At 62.8% G+C, this 17,805-nt stretch carries 15 protein-coding genes and 1 tRNA gene; 8 read left to right on the forward strand and 8 right to left on the reverse strand.

Going from position 1 to position 17,805, the window contains the following annotated elements:
- Nucleotides 1-19: 19 nt before the first annotated feature.
- The 5 genes from BAU07_RS10040 to dapC are packed head-to-tail and all read right to left on the reverse strand — an operon-like array spanning nucleotide 20 to nucleotide 6,052.
- A complete protein-coding gene (locus BAU07_RS10040) occupies nucleotides 20-1,972 on the reverse strand; it encodes an ABC-F family ATP-binding cassette domain-containing protein (protein WP_157122167.1) in 1,953 nt (650 codons plus the stop codon).
- Nucleotides 1,969-2,865 carry a 50S ribosomal protein L3 N(5)-glutamine methyltransferase gene (gene prmB, locus BAU07_RS10045; RefSeq protein ID WP_066656884.1) on the reverse strand — a complete coding sequence of 299 codons (897 nt, stop codon included), beginning with the start codon at nucleotides 2,863-2,865 and terminating at the stop codon, nucleotides 1,969-1,971. The genes BAU07_RS10040 and prmB overlap by 4 nt, the downstream gene beginning before the upstream one ends.
- Nucleotides 2,865-4,013: a succinyl-diaminopimelate desuccinylase gene (dapE, locus tag BAU07_RS10050; RefSeq protein WP_066656889.1), complete on the reverse strand. Its 1,149-nt coding sequence runs from the start codon at nucleotides 4,011-4,013 to the stop codon at nucleotides 2,865-2,867. Before dapE ends, prmB begins: the two co-directional genes overlap by 1 nt.
- Complete coding sequence (dapD, locus tag BAU07_RS10055; RefSeq protein WP_066656891.1) at nucleotides 4,013-4,834, reverse strand: 2,3,4,5-tetrahydropyridine-2,6-dicarboxylate N-succinyltransferase; 822 nt, start codon at nucleotides 4,832-4,834, stop codon at nucleotides 4,013-4,015. The genes dapE and dapD overlap by 1 nt, the downstream gene beginning before the upstream one ends.
- An 18-nt stretch (nucleotides 4,835-4,852) precedes the next feature.
- On the reverse strand, nucleotides 4,853-6,052 hold the full coding sequence (dapC, locus tag BAU07_RS10060) for a succinyldiaminopimelate transaminase (protein ID WP_066656893.1): 1,200 nt from the start codon (nucleotides 6,050-6,052) through the stop codon (nucleotides 4,853-4,855).
- Nucleotides 6,053-6,096: 44 nt separating this feature from the next.
- Here dapC and BAU07_RS10065 point away from each other — a divergent pair.
- Nucleotides 6,097-6,183, forward strand: a tRNA-Leu gene (locus BAU07_RS10065).
- A gap of 50 nt (nucleotides 6,184-6,233) precedes the next feature.
- Here BAU07_RS10065 and BAU07_RS10070 read toward each other — a convergent pair.
- Nucleotides 6,234-7,169: a LysR substrate-binding domain-containing protein gene (locus BAU07_RS10070; RefSeq protein WP_066656895.1), complete on the reverse strand. Its 936-nt coding sequence runs from the start codon at nucleotides 7,167-7,169 to the stop codon at nucleotides 6,234-6,236.
- Between the two features lie 165 nt (nucleotides 7,170-7,334).
- On the opposite strand from BAU07_RS10070, the gene BAU07_RS10075 reads away from it, so the two are divergent.
- From BAU07_RS10075 to BAU07_RS10085, 3 genes are all read left to right on the forward strand, one after another.
- On the forward strand, nucleotides 7,335-8,327 hold the full coding sequence (locus BAU07_RS10075) for a tripartite tricarboxylate transporter substrate binding protein BugE (RefSeq protein ID WP_066656898.1): 993 nt from the start codon (nucleotides 7,335-7,337) through the stop codon (nucleotides 8,325-8,327).
- Nucleotides 8,328-8,380: 53 nt separating this feature from the next.
- Nucleotides 8,381-9,256, forward strand: a complete 876-nt coding sequence (locus tag BAU07_RS10080) for an N-formylglutamate amidohydrolase (protein WP_066656899.1) — start codon at nucleotides 8,381-8,383, stop codon at nucleotides 9,254-9,256.
- Nucleotides 9,257-9,552: 296 nt separating this feature from the next.
- The gene (locus BAU07_RS10085) at nucleotides 9,553-9,759 is read left to right on the forward strand and encodes a cold-shock protein (protein WP_066656901.1); all 207 of its coding nucleotides are present in this window, start codon (nucleotides 9,553-9,555) and stop codon (nucleotides 9,757-9,759) included.
- 243 nt (nucleotides 9,760-10,002) lie between these two features.
- Here BAU07_RS10085 and BAU07_RS10090 read toward each other — a convergent pair whose 3' ends face one another.
- The gene (locus BAU07_RS10090) at nucleotides 10,003-10,572 is read right to left on the reverse strand and encodes a TIGR00645 family protein (protein WP_066656903.1); all 570 of its coding nucleotides are present in this window, start codon (nucleotides 10,570-10,572) and stop codon (nucleotides 10,003-10,005) included.
- Between the two features lie 244 nt (nucleotides 10,573-10,816).
- On the opposite strand from BAU07_RS10090, the gene tig reads away from it, so the two are divergent.
- The 4 genes from tig (at nucleotide 10,817) to lon (ending at nucleotide 16,807) form a co-directional block, all read left to right on the forward strand.
- On the forward strand, nucleotides 10,817-12,127 hold the full coding sequence (gene tig, locus BAU07_RS10095) for a trigger factor (RefSeq protein ID WP_066656905.1): 1,311 nt from the start codon (nucleotides 10,817-10,819) through the stop codon (nucleotides 12,125-12,127).
- Complete coding sequence (clpP, locus tag BAU07_RS10100; RefSeq protein ID WP_066656916.1) at nucleotides 12,127-12,783, forward strand: ATP-dependent Clp endopeptidase proteolytic subunit ClpP; 657 nt, start codon at nucleotides 12,127-12,129, stop codon at nucleotides 12,781-12,783. Before tig ends, clpP begins: the two co-directional genes overlap by 1 nt.
- A 98-nt stretch (nucleotides 12,784-12,881) precedes the next feature.
- Complete coding sequence (gene clpX / locus BAU07_RS10105) at nucleotides 12,882-14,180, forward strand: ATP-dependent Clp protease ATP-binding subunit ClpX (protein ID WP_066656925.1); 1,299 nt, start codon at nucleotides 12,882-12,884, stop codon at nucleotides 14,178-14,180.
- A 173-nt stretch (nucleotides 14,181-14,353) separates the two neighbouring features.
- Nucleotides 14,354-16,807, forward strand: coding sequence for an endopeptidase La (gene lon / locus BAU07_RS10110; protein ID WP_066656927.1), 2,454 nt, complete (start codon nucleotides 14,354-14,356; stop codon nucleotides 16,805-16,807).
- A 132-nt stretch (nucleotides 16,808-16,939) separates the two neighbouring features.
- Here lon and lexA read toward each other — a convergent pair whose 3' ends face one another.
- Entirely contained in the window at nucleotides 16,940-17,590 is a 651-nt protein-coding gene (gene lexA / locus BAU07_RS10115) for a transcriptional repressor LexA (RefSeq protein ID WP_066656929.1), read from the reverse strand.
- Nucleotides 17,591-17,805: the final 215 nt, after the last annotated feature.

The following is a 17,805-nucleotide window of genomic DNA, read 5'->3' on the forward strand; positions in this document are numbered from 1 at the left end:
CCGGGCCTGCTTGCGGCCGCTAGGACGCTGCCTGCGTGGCGGCGTTTTTTTCTACCGCCTCGATTTCTTCCTGCAGTGTCAGCCAGTGCTCTTCGAGCTCGCCCATGCGTTTGGCCAGCTCACCATGCTCGGCCATGACCTGCTGGCGTTCCGTCCGCCTAGCGTCCGAGTACAAGTCCGCGTCGGCGATCAGCAAGTCCAGCGCGGCGAGGCGTGAGCGTGCTTTCTCCATTTCGGCCTCTACCTTGCCCAGCTTGGCCTCCAGCGGCTTGCGCGCCGCCGCCAGACGCTGGCGTTGCTCGGCCTCCTGCCGCCGCTGCTGCTTGCGGTCCGGGGCAGCTTCCGTGCCCGCCGCGGCAGCCGCCCGGACGGCATCGGCTTTCTCGCCGGCGTTGCGTGCCGACAACCAATCCCGGTAGTCCTCCAGATCGCCGTCGAATTCCAGCACCTTGCCGTCTGCGACGATCCAGAAGCTGTCTACGGTCGTGCGCAGCAGGTGCCGGTCGTGCGACACGAGTAGCATGCTGCCGGCGAACTCGGCCAGCGCGGCAGCCAGGGCTTCCCGCGTTTCCACGTCCAAGTGGTTGCTGGGCTCGTCGAGCAACAGCAGGTTGGGCTTTTGCCAGACGATGAGGGCAAGGGCAAGCCGTGCCTTTTCCCCGCCCGACATCGGTCCCACGCGGCTCGTCACGGCATCGCCGGAGAATCCGAAGCCGCCAAGGTAGTTGCGCAGTTCCTGTTCGCGCGCGTCGGGGGCGATCCGAGACAGGTGCATGAGCGGCGTCGCGTCGACATCCAGCATGTCCAGTTGGTGCTGCGCGAAGTAACCGATGGAGAGCCCGCGCGAAGCACGCCGTTCGCCTTCCTGTACAGGCAGCGTCTCGGCCAGGGTCTTGATGAGCGTACTTTTGCCTGCCCCGTTGGCACCGAGGATGCCGATGCGGCTGCCTGCACGGACCATGAGTGTCACGTCGCGCAGGATGGACGCGGCCTTGCCGGCAGGGTCGGTATAGCCGGCGGACAGATGCTCCAGCGTGAGCAAGGGATCCGGCATGTGGTCGGGCGAGGGGATGCGGATGTCGATCCCTGCTTCCGCCTGCAAGGGGGCAAGCGTCTGCATGCGCGCCAAGGCCTTGACGCGGCTTTGCGCCTGCTTGGCTTTGGAAGCCTTGGCTTTGAAACGGTCGATGAAGTGCTGCAGCCGTGTTGCTTCACGCGTCTGTCTTTCCCACGCGACCTGGGTCTGGCGCAGCCGTTCGGCGCGTTGCATCAGGAAGTCCTGGTAGCCGCCGCGGTAGCGCACGAGCTTGCCATGGTCGAAGTGCAGAATGGCCTTGGCTGCCGCGTCCAGGAACTCGGTATCGTGCGAGATCAGCAGGACCGTGCCGGGATAGCTCGCCAACCATTTCTCCAGCCACAGCATGGCGTCGAGGTCCAGGTGGTTGGTGGGTTCGTCCAGCAATAGCAGGTCCGATGGGGCCATCAGGGCGCGCGCCAGCGCCAGGCGCATGCGCCAGCCTCCGGAAAAGCTCGCCACGGGCTGCGTCCATTCGGCGGGTTTGAATCCCAGGCCCGCCAGCAGTTGTTCGGCGCGGGAATAGGCGCTCCAGGCGCCAGCCTCGATCAACGCCGCTTCCGTTTCGGCGATTTCCGTGCCCTGCTGGTCGGTAAGGCGGCTGCGCCGCGCCTGCAGGTCGCGCAGCGGCGTGTCGCCATCGATGACGAATTCACGAGCCGGCCGTTCGTCGGCGTGCAGCTCCTGCTGGACCGTAGCGATGCGCCAGTCCGGCGGCAGGCTCAGGCTGCCGCCATCAAGGTCCAGGGTGCCGGTAAGCAGGGCGAACAGAGAAGACTTGCCCGCGCCATTCTTGCCAACGATTCCAACGCGTTCGCCCGGATTGACGACGAAGTCGGCGCCATCCAGCAAAACCTTGGTTCCGCGGCGCAGGGTGATGCCAGATCCACGTATCACGGCGCCAGCTGCTCGCGAGTGAACAGCATGATCTGGTCGGACGCTTCGGCCGAATCCAGCCAGACCGGCTCCATGTCCGGGAATGCCCGTTCGAAGTGCGCTCGTTCGTGGCCGATCTCCAGCACGAGGAGGCCGGACGGCTTCATGTACGCGGGCGCATCCCTCAGGATACGCCGCACCAGGTCCATGCCGTCATCGCCGCCCGCCAGGGCGACCTGCGGCTCGTGCCGGTATTCCGCGGGCAGCGCGTCCATCGATCCCGCGTTCACGTACGGTGGATTGCAGATGATCACGTCATACTCGCGAGGCGCGAGCTTCTCGAACAGGTCGCTGCAGTGCAGGAACACACGATCGTGCAGGCCATAGGCGCCGACGTTGTGCATGGCGACTTCCAGTGCGCTGGCCGAGATATCGGCGCCGTCCACGTGTGCGAACGGGAAAGCCAAGGCGGAAAGAACGGCAAGGCAGCCCGAGCCCGTGCACATGTCCAGCACGTACTCGACCGTTTGGGGATCGCTGATCCAGGGCGACAGGCTGTCGTCCAGGAGTTCGGCAATGGGCGAGCGCGGCACGATCACGCGATTGTCCACGTAGAAGCGGCGTCCGCGCAGCCAGGCCTCGTTGGTCAGGTAGGGCGCCGGGACGCGTTCCCGGACCCGGCGATCCAACAGCGTCAGTACCTGTTCGCGTTCATCGGGCAGTACGTGCGCGTCCAGGAACGGATCCAGCGTATCCAGTGGCAGGTGCAAGGCGTGCAGCACCAGGTAAACCGCTTCGTCCCAGGCATTGTCGCTGCCGTGGCCGAAGCTGACCTTGGCGGCGTTCAAGCGCGAGACCCCGTAGCGGATCAGATCGCGGACGGTATGCAGTTCGTGGCGGTTGTGGGGCGTCATCAGGCGGGCCGAGGGGTAAGCAGCAGGTTCTCGACCGTGCGGCGATAGATGTTCTTCAGGGGAACCAGCGAGTCGAGCGCGATGCGCTCGTTCACCTTGTGGATGGTGGCGTTGCACGGGCCAAACTCGATAACCTGCGGGCAGATCTTGGCCAGAAAGCGTCCGTCCGAGGTGCCGCCCGTGGTGGAAAGTTCGGTGTCCAGGGCGGTTTCTTCCTTGATGGCCCGGGCCAGCGCCTCGCTGAGGATTCCGCGTGGCGTCAGGAACGGTTCGCCACCCAGCTCCCAGGCGATGTCGTACTGCACGCCATGCCGGTCCAGCACGGCGGTCAGGCGCTGCTTGAGGGAATCGGGCGTGCTGGCCGTCGCAAAACGAAAGTTGAACACGACAGTGGCTTCGCCCGGCACGACGTTCGTGGCTCCCGTTCCCGCCGACATATTGGAAATCTGGAAGGTCGTGGGAGGGAAATACGCATTGCCCTGGTCCCATTCGATGGCGACGATTTCGGCAAGCGCCGGCGCCAGCTCATGGACCGCGTTGCGAGCAAGGTGCGGATAGGCGACGTGGCCTTGGACGCCCTTGACCGTCATCTTGCCCGACAGGGAGCCGCGCCGGCCGTTCTTGCAGACATCGCCGAGGCGATCGGTCGACGTCGGTTCTCCGACGATGCAGTAATCCATGGTTTCCCCACGGGCCTGCAGGCGTTCGCATACGCGCACCGTGCCATCCACCGATGGGCCTTCCTCGTCGGAGGTCAGCAGCAGGGCGATGGAGCCTGCGTGGCCGGGGTGCGCGCCCACGAATTCCTCGGTCGCCGTCACGAAGGCGGCGATGGAGCTTTTCATGTCGGCCGCGCCGCGGCCGTACAGGAAACCGTCGCGCTCGACGGGCACGAAGGGATCGCTCTCCCACTTGTCGCGTGGCCCGGGTGGCACTACATCGGTGTGGCCCGCGAAGACGACCAACGGCGCGCTGGTCCCGCGGCGTGCCCACAGATTCGTCACGCCATTGCAGACGATCGTCTCGCACTGGAAGCCCACGCGCGCAAGCCGGGTCGCCAGCATCTGCTGGCAATCGGCGTCTTCCGGCGTAACCGAGGGGCGGGCGATCAGGTCTTTGACCAGGTCGAGTACGGCGGTCGCCCCCATCAGGCCCTCAACAGGTCATTGATGCTGGTCTTGGCGCGTGTCTGTGCATCCACGCGCTTGACAATGACCGCGCAGTTCAGGCTGTGGCTACCGTCCGCGGCCGGCAGCGAACCAGGCACGACCACCGACCCTGACGGCACACGGCCGTAGGTGATCTTGCCGGTTGCCCGGTCGTAGATCTTGGTGCTTTGCGACAGGAACACGCCCATGGCGAGGACCGAGTTTTCTTCCACGATGACGCCTTCAACTACCTCGGAACGCGCACCGATGAAGCAGTTGTCTTCGATGATGGTGGGATTGGCCTGCAAGGGTTCCAGCACGCCGCCGATGCCAACGCCGCCGGACAAGTGCACGTTCTTGCCGATCTGGGCGCACGATCCGACAGTGGCCCAGGTGTCGACCATGGTGCCTTCATCGACATAGGCGCCCAGGTTTACATAGGATGGCATCAGCACCACATTGCGGCCGATGAATGCACCCCGGCGCGCGACAGCGGGCGGCACGACGCGATAGCCGCCATGCTGGAATGCCGCGTTGCCCAATTCGGCGAACTTGAGCGGCACCTTGTCGTAGAACTGCAGCGGCGCCTCGCCCATCACGGCGTTTTCCTGCAGGCGGAACGACAGCAGGACGGCTTTCTTGATCCATTGGTGCACGATCCACTGTCCGGTGGACTTGTCCGCGACCCGCAGACGGCCGGTGTCGAGGGCATCGATGGTGTGCTCGACCGCTTCGCGGACTTCCGCGCTGGCATCGGTTGGCGTCAGGGAGGCCCTGGCTTCCCAGGCGTTTTCGATGGTGCTTTGAAGGTCGAGTGTCATGATCGTAGAGGTTGAGGGTTAAACGGAAAGCTTGACGAAATCGGCAATGCGTTCGGCCGCATCGACGCATTGGCCCAAGGGTGCGACCAGCGCCAGACGGACCCGGTTGCGGCCGGGATTGCTGCCATGGGCGTCACGGGCGAGGAAACTGCCCGGAAGCACGGTCACGCCCGCATGGGCGTACAGGTCCCGGGCGAAATCCGTGTCCGACGTCGGCGTGGGTACCCACAGGTAGAACGAGGCGGCCGGACGCGTAATATCCAGGCCGCGCTGCAGGATAGGAACCACGGCCTCGAATTTTTCGCGGTACAGCCGGCGATTGTCCCGCACATGTGTTTCATCGGTCCAGGCGGCGATGCTGGCCGCCGTTACCACGGGGCTCATCGCGCTGCCGTGGTAGGTACGATAAAGCAGGAAGCGCGCCATGAGGGCGGCGTCGCCGGCGACGAAGCCGGAGCGCATCCCTGGAACGTTGGAGCGCTTGGACAGGCTGGAGAAGACTACCAGGTTGCGGTAATCGTCCCGGCCCAGCGCGCGGGCCGCCTGCAGTGCGCCCAGCGGCGGCTGCGATTCGTTCAAATAGATTTCGGAATAGCACTCATCGGACGCGATGATGAAGCCATAACGGTCGCTCAATTCCAGAATCTCGCGCCAATCGTCCAGCGACATGACGTTTCCCGCCGGATTACCAGGCGAGCAGACGAAGACCATGCGGGTTTTGCGCCAGACATCCTGCGATACCTGGCTCCAGTCGGTACCGAAGCCGCGTGTCGGATCGGCATTCACGAAGTAGGGCTGGCCGCCCGCGAGCAGCGTCGCTCCTTCGTAGATCTGGTAGAACGGGTTGGGGCAAATGACCACATCGCCGCCAGCCGGGTCGAGAACGGTCTGAGTAAAGGAAAACAAGGCCTCGCGCGAGCCCAGGACCGGCAGGACCTGCGTATCGGGATCCGGCGCGGGGATGCCATAGCGCTTGCCCAGCCACTGGGCAATGACTTCGCGCAGGCGTGGCTCACCCTTGGTGGTAGGGTAGCTTGCCAAGCCGCCAGGCAAGGCCTGGATCATGGCTTGAGCGATGCGTGCCGGCGTGTCGTGCTTGGGCTCGCCTATAGACAGATTGATGGGCGCAAGCCCACTCGGCGGAGTGCCGGCATCGGCGATCAGCTGGCGCAGCTTTTCGAAGGGGTAGGGGTGTAGTGCGTCGAGGCGGGGGTTCATGGCGCGCAATTTTAACAAGCAAGCTACAATAGCGGGCTCGGCTTGCGAAGGTGGCGAAATTGGTAGACGCACCAGGTTTAGGTCCTGACGCCGTAACAGGTGTAGGGGTTCGAGTCCCCTCCTTCGCACCAGGATTTTCATAGCCGTCCCCACGGGACGGCGGCGTACAAGAGCCGGCGGGCTAGGGCCCGATGTCGACGGTGACATGTTTCGGCGCCGCAAGCCTGGGTTCCGACGCCAACGATAATTCCAGCAGCCAGTGCCGGAACGCCTGCAAGGTGGGCAGGCTGGCTTTCTGCTCCGGATAACACAAGTAGTAGCCCTGGCGGGCCGGCAGCGATATATCGATCGCGGCAGCCAGTTTGCCGTCGCGCAGTTCATCCTCGATCAGGCAGCGCGGGATCAGCGCAATGCCAAAGCCGGCGGCCGCGGCCTGCGACAACAGGCCGTACTGGTCGAAGCGCGCGCCGTCACGGGCGCGCCGGGTATCGCACCCTGCCTGGGTGAACCAGTCATGCCAGCCTTCCAGCGCGGACGTGTGGTGCATGAGAGGATGCGCCAGGAGGTCCTCTGGGCGGGTGCATGGCCGGGTGAAAATACGGGGGCTTCCAACCGGGACCACATCACGCCCGACGATATAGTCAGCGCCGCTGCCGGGCCATACGCCCTGGCCAAAGCGCACGGCGGCATCCAGTTCGGGGGTCGAAAAGTCATATCCCTGGCGATGCGGCATGAATTCGATGTGAATATCCGGTCGCATGCGCATGAAACTGGTCAGCCGTGGAATCAGCCAGCGGGCTCCGAATGTCGGCATGCTGGTCAACCGTAGCATGCCGCCTCGGCCCTGATGCGAAATCAGCTCCAGCGTTGCGGCTTCCAACTGTCCCAGCCCGGACTGCACTTTCGAAAGATAGGCGCGGCCGGCTTCGGTCAGGACCAGCCCTTGCCGGAGTCGCAGGAATAGTTCTACCCCCACGAATTGCTCCAACTGCTTGACCTGCTTGCTGACAGCGCCTTGGGTGACCGAAAGCTCCTGGGCGGCGCGGGTGAAGCTGCCATGGCGGGCAGCTACCTCAAACGCTTGGAGATCGGTCAGGGAAGGGCAGAAGCGACGCATCGAATAGAACCGGATAGGAGCCCGAGTGCATGAGCAAGGCCCTCTCGCCATGAAAAAAAGTAATAGCGTAAGGAGAATGTTTCGTTTGCGCAAATCACGGCGCGGGCGAAGAATCGGCCCCCGGGCGCGCACGCTCCCACTGCATACATCTCGATAGGGGAATCCATGAAAAACATCCATTACTACTCCACGGGCCTGGCCGCAGCGGCCGTCCTGGCGCTCTCTGCCGTATTGCCCGGCGTCGCCCAGGCGGAGGACGCATACCCGGCCAAGGCAATCCGGCTGATCGTGCCGTTCCCACCGGGCGGCACCACCGATATCGTGGGCCGTCTCTTCGCTGACCGCCTGGGCCGGGAATTGGGACAGACCGTCGTCGTCGAGAATCGCGGTGGCGCGGGCGGCTCTATCGGTAGCGGCGCCATTGCCAGCGCCGCCCCTGATGGATACACGCTGGGCATTGCGACGGTCAGCACGCATGGCATCAATCCGGCCGTATATCCCTCCTTGCCCTTCGACGCGGAGAAGGACTTCACGCCGATCTCCAATCTGGCGGCCGTGCCCAACATCATGACCATCAACCCCAAGGTCGGGGTCAGGGATATGGCCGGTTTCATCAAGCTGGCGAAAGCCGAACCCGGCAAATTGACGTATGCATCCGCCGGCAATGGCTCCGTGTCGCACATGATGGGTGAGCTGTTCAAGTCGGCCTCAGGCACCAATCTGGTCCACGTGCCGTACCGCGGCGTCGGGCCGGCCCTGAACGATGTGCTGGCCGGTCAGGTTGACGTCATGTACGACAACCTGCCGTCGTCCCTGCCGCATGTGCAATCGGGTCGGCTGATCGCGCTGGCCGTGGCGGCGCCCGAGCGCGTCAAGGCCTTGCCCACCGTGCCGACTTTCGCCGAAGTTGGTTTGGCGCCGGTTAACGACGCGTCGTGGTTTGGATTGGTCGGGCCCGCGAAGCTGCCCAAGGCCGTCGTGGACAAGCTGAATGCGGCGGTGGTCAAGGCGGAAGCCGATCCGGATGTGCAGGCCCGGCTTGCGGCGCTGGGCGCGACGCCGGTAGGCAATTCACCGGACGCCTTCGCCAAGCAGATCTCCGCCGAGATCGCCAAGAACAAGCGCGTTGCCGCCGAAGCGCACATCAAAGTCGATTGATCGTTGCCCGATGGCCGGCGTGCCGGCCATCGGGCTCAGGAATGGTACTGATTATGTTGCAAACCCAGCCTCTTTCATTTCGGCTGCTGGCGCCGGAGGACTATCCGTCCGGCGCCGGCGCCGCCCCGCTGGTGCTCGATTCGCCGCATAGCGGCACGACCTATCCGCCGGACTTCGCGTCGGCCATCGACCTTGCGGCGCTGCGTACCGCGGAGGACACCTGGGTCGACGACCTCTGGGGCGGTGCGCCTGAACTTGGCGTGCCCCTGATCGCCGCCACATTTCCACGCAGCTATATCGACGCGAACCGCGCTGCGGACGAGATAGACCCGCTATTGCTGGATGGGCAGTGGCCCGACCCTCTTGTCCCTTCCTCCAAGGTAAGACTGGGCAAGGGCCTGATCTGGCGCATGCTGGATGACGGCACGCCTTTATACGACCGCAAGCTGTCGGTGGACGAGGTGCGCCACCGCATCGAGGCGTGCTGGAAGCCTTACCACCGGAGGCTGGCGCAGTTGCTGGATGCCGCGCACAGCCGGTTCGGCGCGGTCTGGCACATCAACTGTCATTCCATGCCCAGCGTGGCGGCCGCCTATGCCACCGACAAGCCGGGGCTGGTCCATCCGGACTTCGTGCTGGGGGACCTGGACGGCAAGACGGCGGCGCCGGCTTTTCGTCAGTTCGTCGCCGCCTGGCTGCGGGGCCGGGGCTATGACGTGGCCGAAAACGACCCCTACAAGGGCGTGGAGCTCGTGCGCGCCTTCGGCCGTCCGGAGCAAGGCCGCCATAGCCTGCAGATCGAAGTCAACCGCAAGCTGTATATGGATGAAGTAAGCCTGCGTCCGGGGCCGGGCTATGTCAAGCTGCAGACCGACCTGCGGGAATTGACGGCCGCGCTCACGGACTGGATGCGCGCACAACTGGCCTGAGGTCGGCATGCCGGCTGCTTCGGCGCCGGCATGCCCGCGCACCTGTGGCGCCGCATAGTTTGTACGGATTCGCGTACCATCGGCAAGGGTCACGCGTCGGCGCCACTTCTTCACGAGAGTCGGACAAACCGCGGTTGACCCGGCAAAAAAATCCCGTTTACACTTCATTCGCGAGATGTTCAAGCGACGCGGTCTTAATTCTATTTGTCGCCGTCATAGGTACTGTAGTTGCCGATTTCCCTTCCTTGATAATCTGGCGCATCCTTTCACATCTCACAGCACAGGTGGTGGCGAATATGGCAACGGGTATCGTCAAGTGGTTCAACGCGGAAAAGGGCTACGGATTCATCGTTCCCGACGACGGCAGCAAGGACCTGTTCGCGCATTTCTCGCAGATCCGAAGCGAAGGGTACAAAACGCTGGAGGAAAACCAGCGGGTCAGTTATGAGGTCGGGCAGGGCGCCAAGGGCCCGGCCGCGATGAATATCCAGGTTATCAGCTAAGCGCCGCGCCTGACGACGGCCAGCGGGGCGGGTTCGTACAGCGGCCTCGCCTTGCGCCCGTTCTCTCGCCGCTTTCCTCGGCGCTTGCCTCGGCACTCCCGCCCACTGCTTCCCTCACCAACACTTCGCTCAGGCGAACACAGTGGCCGCCTCGTCGACGGCAGGTCGTTGGTTGTCGAGGGGCAACGACACGGCTGTTGAAAGAGAGGTCATGTCCGGGCCGAAGGTTGCCGGCCGTCTCCGCTATTGCGCCTCTTTGGGCGGTAACGCAGGCGGCATCAAAAGCCGGTCGACATACGCGATGCCGATGGCGGAAAGAATGAAGACGCAATGGATGATGGTCTGCCACATCACCCCGGTCTCCGTGAACTTCACCCCTGCGGTGCCCAGTGCGCCCGCCTCGATGAAGGTGCGCAGCAGGTGGATGGAGGAAATGCCGATGATGGCCATCGCCAGCTTTACCTTCAGGACGCTCGCATTGACGTGGCTCAGCCATTCCGGTTGGTCGGGATGCCCCTCCAGCCGGAGACGCGAGACAAAGGTCTCGTAGCCGCCGACGATCACCATGACCAGCAGGTTGGAGATCATTACCACATCGATCAGCCCGAGGACGATCAGCATGATTTCCATTTCGCCAAAGGAGGTGGCATGGCTGACGAGATGCCAGAGTTCCTTAAGGAAGAGCAGCACGTAAACGCCTTGGGCGACGATCAGGCCCAGGTACAGCGGGAGCTGCAACCAGCGCGAACTGAAGATGAGCGCGGCCAGGGCGCTAAGCCGCTGAGGAGGAAGGCCAGGGTTGCGTTGTTGCATACGGAGAAAGTTGGACGATGAAATTCCGGGACCGTCGGATTCTATCAAGCCCGTTTGGCACCTACCGTTATGTCGCCTCGTAGTGCCGCATCGGGCGCCCGCCCGGACCGATCGCATTGTCCCCATTGCTTGAAGAAGGTTCCGCTTCGCGCCGGTCGGCAACCCGCGGGAGGGCGGGGGATAGTTTCCGGTAAAATGGTCGGTTGATTCCACCTTCCATTCACTCGCAAATAGGTCTTTTCTAATGCAGCCTGTGGTTGAAACCCTCTCCGGCCTGAAGCGCCGCGTCGATCTGTCCGTGTCCGTGGCGGAGGTCGAACAAGAAGTCCAGGCGCAATTGAAGCGCGTCGCGCGTACCGTAAAGGTGCCCGGCTTCCGTCCCGGCAAGGTGCCCATGGCAATGCTGGAGCGCAGCCATGGCCCCGGCATTCGCTACGACGTGATCAACACGCAAGTGGGGCGCGCGTTCGAGCAGGCGCTCGATTCGTCCAAGCTGCGCATTGCGGGTGCACCTTCCATCGAGCCGAAGACCGAGGACGTCCCCGATGACATCCTGGCCTTTTCCGCGACATTCGAAGTCTATCCGGAGGTCGCCGTGCCGGATCTGGCCGGCCTCTCCGTCACGCGTTATGCAACGCCGGTTACGGACGCCGAAGTCGACCAGACTCTCGAGGTGCTGCGTAAGCAACGCGCCACGTATGAAGCCCGCGAAGGCCGTGCCGCCCAGGATGGCGACCGCGTAACCCTGGATTTTGCCGGCACCATCGACGGCGTGCCGTTCGAAGGTGGCAAGGCTGAAGGCTTCCCGTTTGTCCTGGGACAGGGCCGCATGTTGCCTGAATTCGAAGCGGCGGCCAAAGGCATGACAGCTGGTGAAACCAAGGTTTTCCCGCTGACCTTCCCGGAGGACTACCAGGGCAAGGAAGTGGCTGGCAAAACGGCCGAGTTCACCATTACCGTCAAGGAAGTGGCGGAAGCGGTGCTGCCCGCCATCGACGCCGAATTCGCCAAATCGCTGGGCCAGGCCGAAGGCGACGTGGACGCGCTGAAAGCGGACATCCGCAAGAATGTCGAGCGCGAAGCGAAGATGCGGGTTCTGGCACGTACCAAGAATAGCGTCATGGATGCCCTGGCTGACGCCGCCAAGTTCGATGTGCCGGCCGCGCTGGTCGACAGCGATGTGAGCAGCCGGGTTGCCGCTGCTCGTGAAGAGCTCAAGCAGCGTGGGTTGCCGAATGCCGATTCGGTGCCCATCCCGCCGGAAGCCTTCACGACGGAATCCGAGCGCCGCGTGCGCCTGGGGCTGCTGGTGTCCGAACTGGTCAAGCAGGCACAACTGCAGGCCAAGCCGGAACAGGTCCGCGCGCGCATCGAGGAGTTCGCCCAGAATTACGAAGAGCCCGCGCAGGTGGTCAGCTACTATTTGTCCGACCGTCAGCGCCGCGCCGAAATCGAGGCGCTGGTGGTGGAAGACAATGTGGTTTCCTATGTGCTCGAAAAGGCCAAGGTCTCTGATGAGCAACTGCCTTTCGACCAGTTGATGGGGATGGCTTGATGAATAGATTCACCGATTTCTATGCGTCCATGTACGGCGGCGAGTCCGTGACGCCGACCGCCTTGGGGTATATCCCCATGGTGATCGAGCAGTCCGGCCGCGGCGAGCGGGCGTATGACATCTATTCCCGCCTGTTGCGGGAACGCGTCGTGTTCCTCGTGGGGCCGGTGAACGACAACTCGGCCAACCTGGTCGTGGCTCAGTTCCTGTTCCTCGAGTCCGAAAACCCGGACAAGGACATTTCTTTCTATATCAATTCGCCCGGCGGTTCGGTATATGCCGGCATGGCCATCTACGACACGATGAATTTCGTGAAGCCCGATGTGTCCACGCTCTGCACCGGCCTGGCGGCCAGCATGGGCGCTTTCCTCCTGGCGGCCGGGAAAAAGGGCAAGCGTTACACGTTGCCGAATTCCCGCATCATGATTCACCAGCCTTCGGGCGGTGCGCAGGGTCAGGCGACCGATATCCAGATCCAGGCGCGCGAGATTCTGGATCTGCGCCAGCGGCTGAACCGCATCCTGGCGGAGAACACCGGCCAGCCGGAAGAACGCATCTCCCTGGACACGGAGCGCGACAACTTCATGTCCGCGGAAGATGCGGTATCGTATGGCCTGGTGGACAAGGTGTTGGCCTCGCGCTCCGAGGATCGTTGAGGCGTCTCGCGGGTCCGGTTCCAATCCGCCGCAATTTCGAGCCAGCGTAGGATGGGTGGCGCGCGCAGGCGCGACATCCATCGTCACCAGAGATATATATGCCTGAGAAAAAGGGATCGGCAGACGCGAAGGTGCTGCATTGCTCGTTCTGCAATAAGAGCCAGCACGAAGTTCGCAAATTGATCGCGGGACCTTCCGTGTTCATTTGCGACGAATGCATCGATCTTTGCAACGACATCATTCGGGAAGAGGCGCAGGCCACCGCGCGTGCCGCCATACGGTCCGAGCTGCCCACCCCGACTGAGATCAAGACTTTCCTGGACCAGTACGTCATTGGCCAGAACAGCCCCAAGCGCACGCTCGCGGTGGCTGTCTACAACCATTACAAGCGCATTCGCCACGGCGAGCTCAAGGGCGACGAGGTTGAGCTTTCCAAAAGCAATATCCTGCTGATCGGACCGACCGGTTCCGGCAAGACGCTACTCGCCCAGACGCTTGCGCGCATGCTCAACGTGCCTTTCGTGATGGCCGATGCGACGACGTTGACCGAAGCCGGCTATGTCGGCGAAGACGTCGAAAATATCATCCAGAAGCTGCTGCAGAACTGCAATTACGAAGTCGAGAAGGCGCAGCGGGCCATCATCTACATCGACGAGATCGACAAGATTTCTCGCAAGTCCGATAACCCTTCCATCACGCGCGACGTGTCGGGAGAGGGCGTCCAGCAGGCCCTGCTGAAGCTGATCGAAGGTACGGTGGCGTCGGTGCCTCCCCAGGGCGGCCGCAAGCACCCTAACCAGGACTTCGTCCAGGTCGATACGACCAATATCCTTTTTATCGTCGGCGGTGCGTTCGACGGTCTGGAGAAGGTCATCCGCGATCGGACGGAAAAATCCGGTATCGGGTTCTCGGCATCTGTGCGTGCGAAGTCCGAGCGCGGCGTCGGGGAGCTTTTCAGCGAAGCAGAGCCTGAAGATCTGATCAAGTTCGGCCTGATTCCCGAACTGGTCGGCCGTCTGCCGGTCGTTGCCACCTTGGATGAACTTGACGAAGGCGCAATGGTCCAAATCCTGACCGAGCCCAAGAACGCGCTGGTCAAGCAGTTCCAGAAGCTGTTCGCGATGGAAGGCGCCGAACTGGACGTACGTCCGGCGGCACTCCGCGCCATCGCGCGCAAGGCGCTGAAGCGCAAGACCGGGGCGCGCGGACTGCGTTCGATACTCGAGCAGGCATTGCTGGATACGATGTACGAGTTGCCTTCGCTGGGCAACGTCAGCCGTGTCGTGCTCGATGAAAACGTCATCGAAGGTGATGGACAGCCCCTGCTCATCTATGCGGACGATGCTGCTCAGTCGTCCAAGCCGGACCGGGGGGAAGTCAGGGACGCCGCGGCGTGAAGGCCTAAACCCGTCCATCAAGACGGGTTTTTTACGGTTTTAGCGGTATACAGCCGAAGTCTTGATTTTTCGGCTATTGTTCCCATATCAGACGTAACTGATGGTCGACTGGATAAACCTCGCGGTTTTTCCGCCGCATCGCCGCTACGCCAAGTCACACCAAGGAATCCTCTATGTCTGGTACTCAGACCCTGCCTTCCGAACCCATCGACCTGCCGCTCCTTCCATTGCGCGATGTCGTGGTGTTCCCGCATATGGTCATCCCGCTTTTCGTCGGCCGTCCTCGTTCCATCCGGGCGCTCGAAGTGGCGATGGAGGCCGGCAAAAGCATCATGCTGGTCGCGCAAAAGTCAGCAGGCAAGGATGATCCCTCTCCCGAGGACGTTTACGAAATCGGTTGCGTGGCCGGCATCCTGCAGATGCTGAAGCTGCCGGACGGCACCGTCAAGGTGCTGGTCGAGGGCGCACAGCGCGCACGTATCACGCGGGTGGACGATGCGGAATCGCATTTCACCTGCGAAGTCGTGCCGATTGAACTGGACGCGATGCAAGGTTCCGAAACGGAAGCCCTGCGCCGGGCCATCGTCGCGCAGTTCGAGCAGTACGTGAAACTCAACAAGAAGATTCCGCCCGAGATCCTGACCTCGCTGGCGGGTATCGACGACGCCGGGCGTCTGGCCGATACCATCGCCGCGCACCTGCCGCTGAAGCTGGAGCAGAAGCAGAAGATGCTCGAGATCTTCGGTACGTCGGAGCGTCTCGAAGGTCTGCTTACGCAACTGGAAACCGAGATCGACATATTGCAGGTCGAGAAGCGGATTCGCGGTCGCGTCAAGAAGCAGATGGAGAAGAGCCAGCGCGACTACTACCTGAACGAGCAGGTAAAGGCCATCCAGAAGGAACTGGGCGAGGGCGAAGAAGGCGCCGATATCGAGGAACTCGAAAAGAAAATCGTTGCTGCGCGCATGCCCAAGGAAGCGCGCAAGAAGGCCGACGCGGAACTGAAGAAGCTCAAGCTGATGTCGCCGATGTCCGCCGAGGCGACTGTGGTGCGCAACTATATCGACACGCTCATCAATCTGCCGTGGCGCAAGAAGAGCAAGGTCAATAACTCGATCGGCAACGCTGAGAGCGTTCTGGACGACGACCACTACGGTCTGGAGAAGGTCAAGGAACGCATTCTGGAATACCTGGCCGTGCAGCAGCGCGTCGACAAGGTGAAGGCGCCCATCCTGTGCCTGGTCGGCCCTCCCGGCGTCGGCAAGACCTCGCTGGGTCAGTCCATCGCCAAGGCGACGAACCGCAAGTTCGTCCGCATGGCGCTGGGCGGCGTGCGCGACGAAGCTGAAATCCGTGGGCACCGTAGGACCTATATCGGCTCCATGCCCGGCAAGATCTTGCAGAACATGAGCAAGGCGGGTGTCCGCAATCCCCTGTTCCTGCTCGACGAAATCGACAAGTTGGGTATGGATTTCCGTGGCGACCCCTCGTCCGCGCTGCTGGAGGTGCTGGATCCGGAACAGAACCACACCTTCCAGGATCACTACGTCGAAGTCGACTTCGACTTGTCCGACGTCATGTTCGTGGCGACGAGCAACACGCTGAATATCCCGCCGGCCTTGTTGGACCGGATGGAAGTCATCCGCCTGTCGGGTTATACCGAGGACGAGAAAGTCCACATTGCCGGTGACCACTTGATCCCCAAGCTGTTGAAGAACAACGGGCTGAAGGATTCCGAGCTGGCGATCGATGAATCGGCCCTGCGCGATATCGTGCGCTATTACACCCGCGAGGCCGGCGTACGGGCGTTGGAGCGCGAAATCGGCAAGATTTGCCGGAAGGTCGTCAAGCAGTTGCTCATCGAGCGCGATGCCCAGGGTGAGGGCAAGGCTGCGCAGGCGGCTGGCAAGACCATCGAAGTCACCTCCGAAAACCTGAGCGACTACCTGGGTGTCCGCCGCTACAACTTTGGTATGGCGGAAAAGGAAAACCAGGTCGGGCAGGTGAATGGTCTGGCGTGGACGGAAGTGGGTGGCGAATTCCTGACGATCGAAGTGGCGGATATGCCTGGCAAGGGCGCCATTCAGCGCACCGGCTCTCTGGGCGACGTGATGAAGGAATCGGTGGAAGCGGCTCGTACGGTCGTGCGCTCGCGTGCGCGGCGGCTGGGATTCGCGGACAGCGTATTCGAAAAGCGGGACATGCACGTCCACGTTCCGGAAGGCGCCACACCGAAGGACGGGCCGTCCGCAGGTATCGCGATTACGACCGCGATGGTTTCCGCGCTGTCGGGCATCCCGGTGCGCGCGGACGTTGCCATGACGGGGGAAATCACGCTGCGTGGTGAAGTCCTGGCGATTGGAGGTCTGAAGGAAAAGCTGCTCGCGGCACACCGCGGCGGCATCAAGACCGTCCTGATCCCGGAAGAGAATGTCAAGGACTTGGCCGAGATCCCGGACAACGTGAAGAACCAGCTTGAAGTCGTCCCGGTTCGCTGGATCGACAAGGTGCTGGAACGGGCCCTGGAACGCATGCCGGATCCGATATCCGAGGAAGAGGCCAAGGACAAGCCCATGGTCGCGCCCGCCGCGGCGCCCGAGGCTGTGGACCCGATCACCAAGCACTGAGCCGTCCTGTCGCCGTTAAAGTCAGGGCCTGGAAGCGTGAGCTTCCAGGCCCTTTTGTCTGGGTGACCTGGCCGCCATCGCCCCGCTTGCGGGTCGCCCCGTAGCCTGTGGCCTGGCCCTTTGCCGATCCGCCTAGTGCAGTGCCTGTGTCCGGATGAGGCCCACCGCTATTCCTTCCAGCGCGAATTCCTGGCCGGGCTGCACGACAATGGGTTCGAAATCCGGGTTCTCCGCCAGTAGCTCTATGCGTCCGCCAACGCGGTGCAGCCGCTTGACGGTGACGTCTTCATCGATCCGCGCGACGACAATCTGCCCGTCACGTGCATCGCTTGCCTTCTTGACGGCCAGCAGGTCGCCATCCAGGATGCCTACGTCCCGCATGCTCATGCCGCGTACCTTGAGGAGGTAGTCTGGACGCTGAGCGAAAAGGGCCGGGTCTACGCCAACATCGCGTTCGACATGTTCAGCCGCGAGGATAGGGCTGCCCGCGGCGACCCGGCCCACCAGCGGCAGCACCAACTGGGCAATCGACGGCATGGGCAACATGGCCTGCGACGGCTGCTTGCTGGCGTCCTTCAGGCGTATGCCGCGGGACGCGCCTGCGGTAAGTTCGATCGCGCCCTTGCGGGCCAAGGCCTTGAGATGGTCTTCCGCCGCATTGGGCGAACGGAAGCCCAGGGTCTGTGCGATCTCGGCGCGTGTGGGAGGAAAGCCCGTGCTTGCCACTGCCTGGCGGATGAGGTCGAGGATTTGCTGCTGGCGTTCGGTGAGTTTGCTGGCCATGGCGCCTTCCGATGCATCCTGTATGGATATACAGGTCGCAATTTTGGGGGACGTACGGGCAAAAGGCAAGGGGCCGCAGCGCTCGTAGGCGTTGAAATGCCATCATCGTGTCGACGACGCGAGGATTCCACCATAAAAAAACGGGGCACCGCGGCCCCGTTGATGCGCAAAGGCGCTGCAGGCAGCGCCTTCGGGCGGCTTTACTCCGTCGGCTT

Origin of the sequence: Bordetella flabilis (assembly GCF_001676725.1) — a bacterium.
Lineage (GTDB): Bacteria > Pseudomonadota > Gammaproteobacteria > Burkholderiales > Burkholderiaceae_B > Bordetella_C > Bordetella_C flabilis.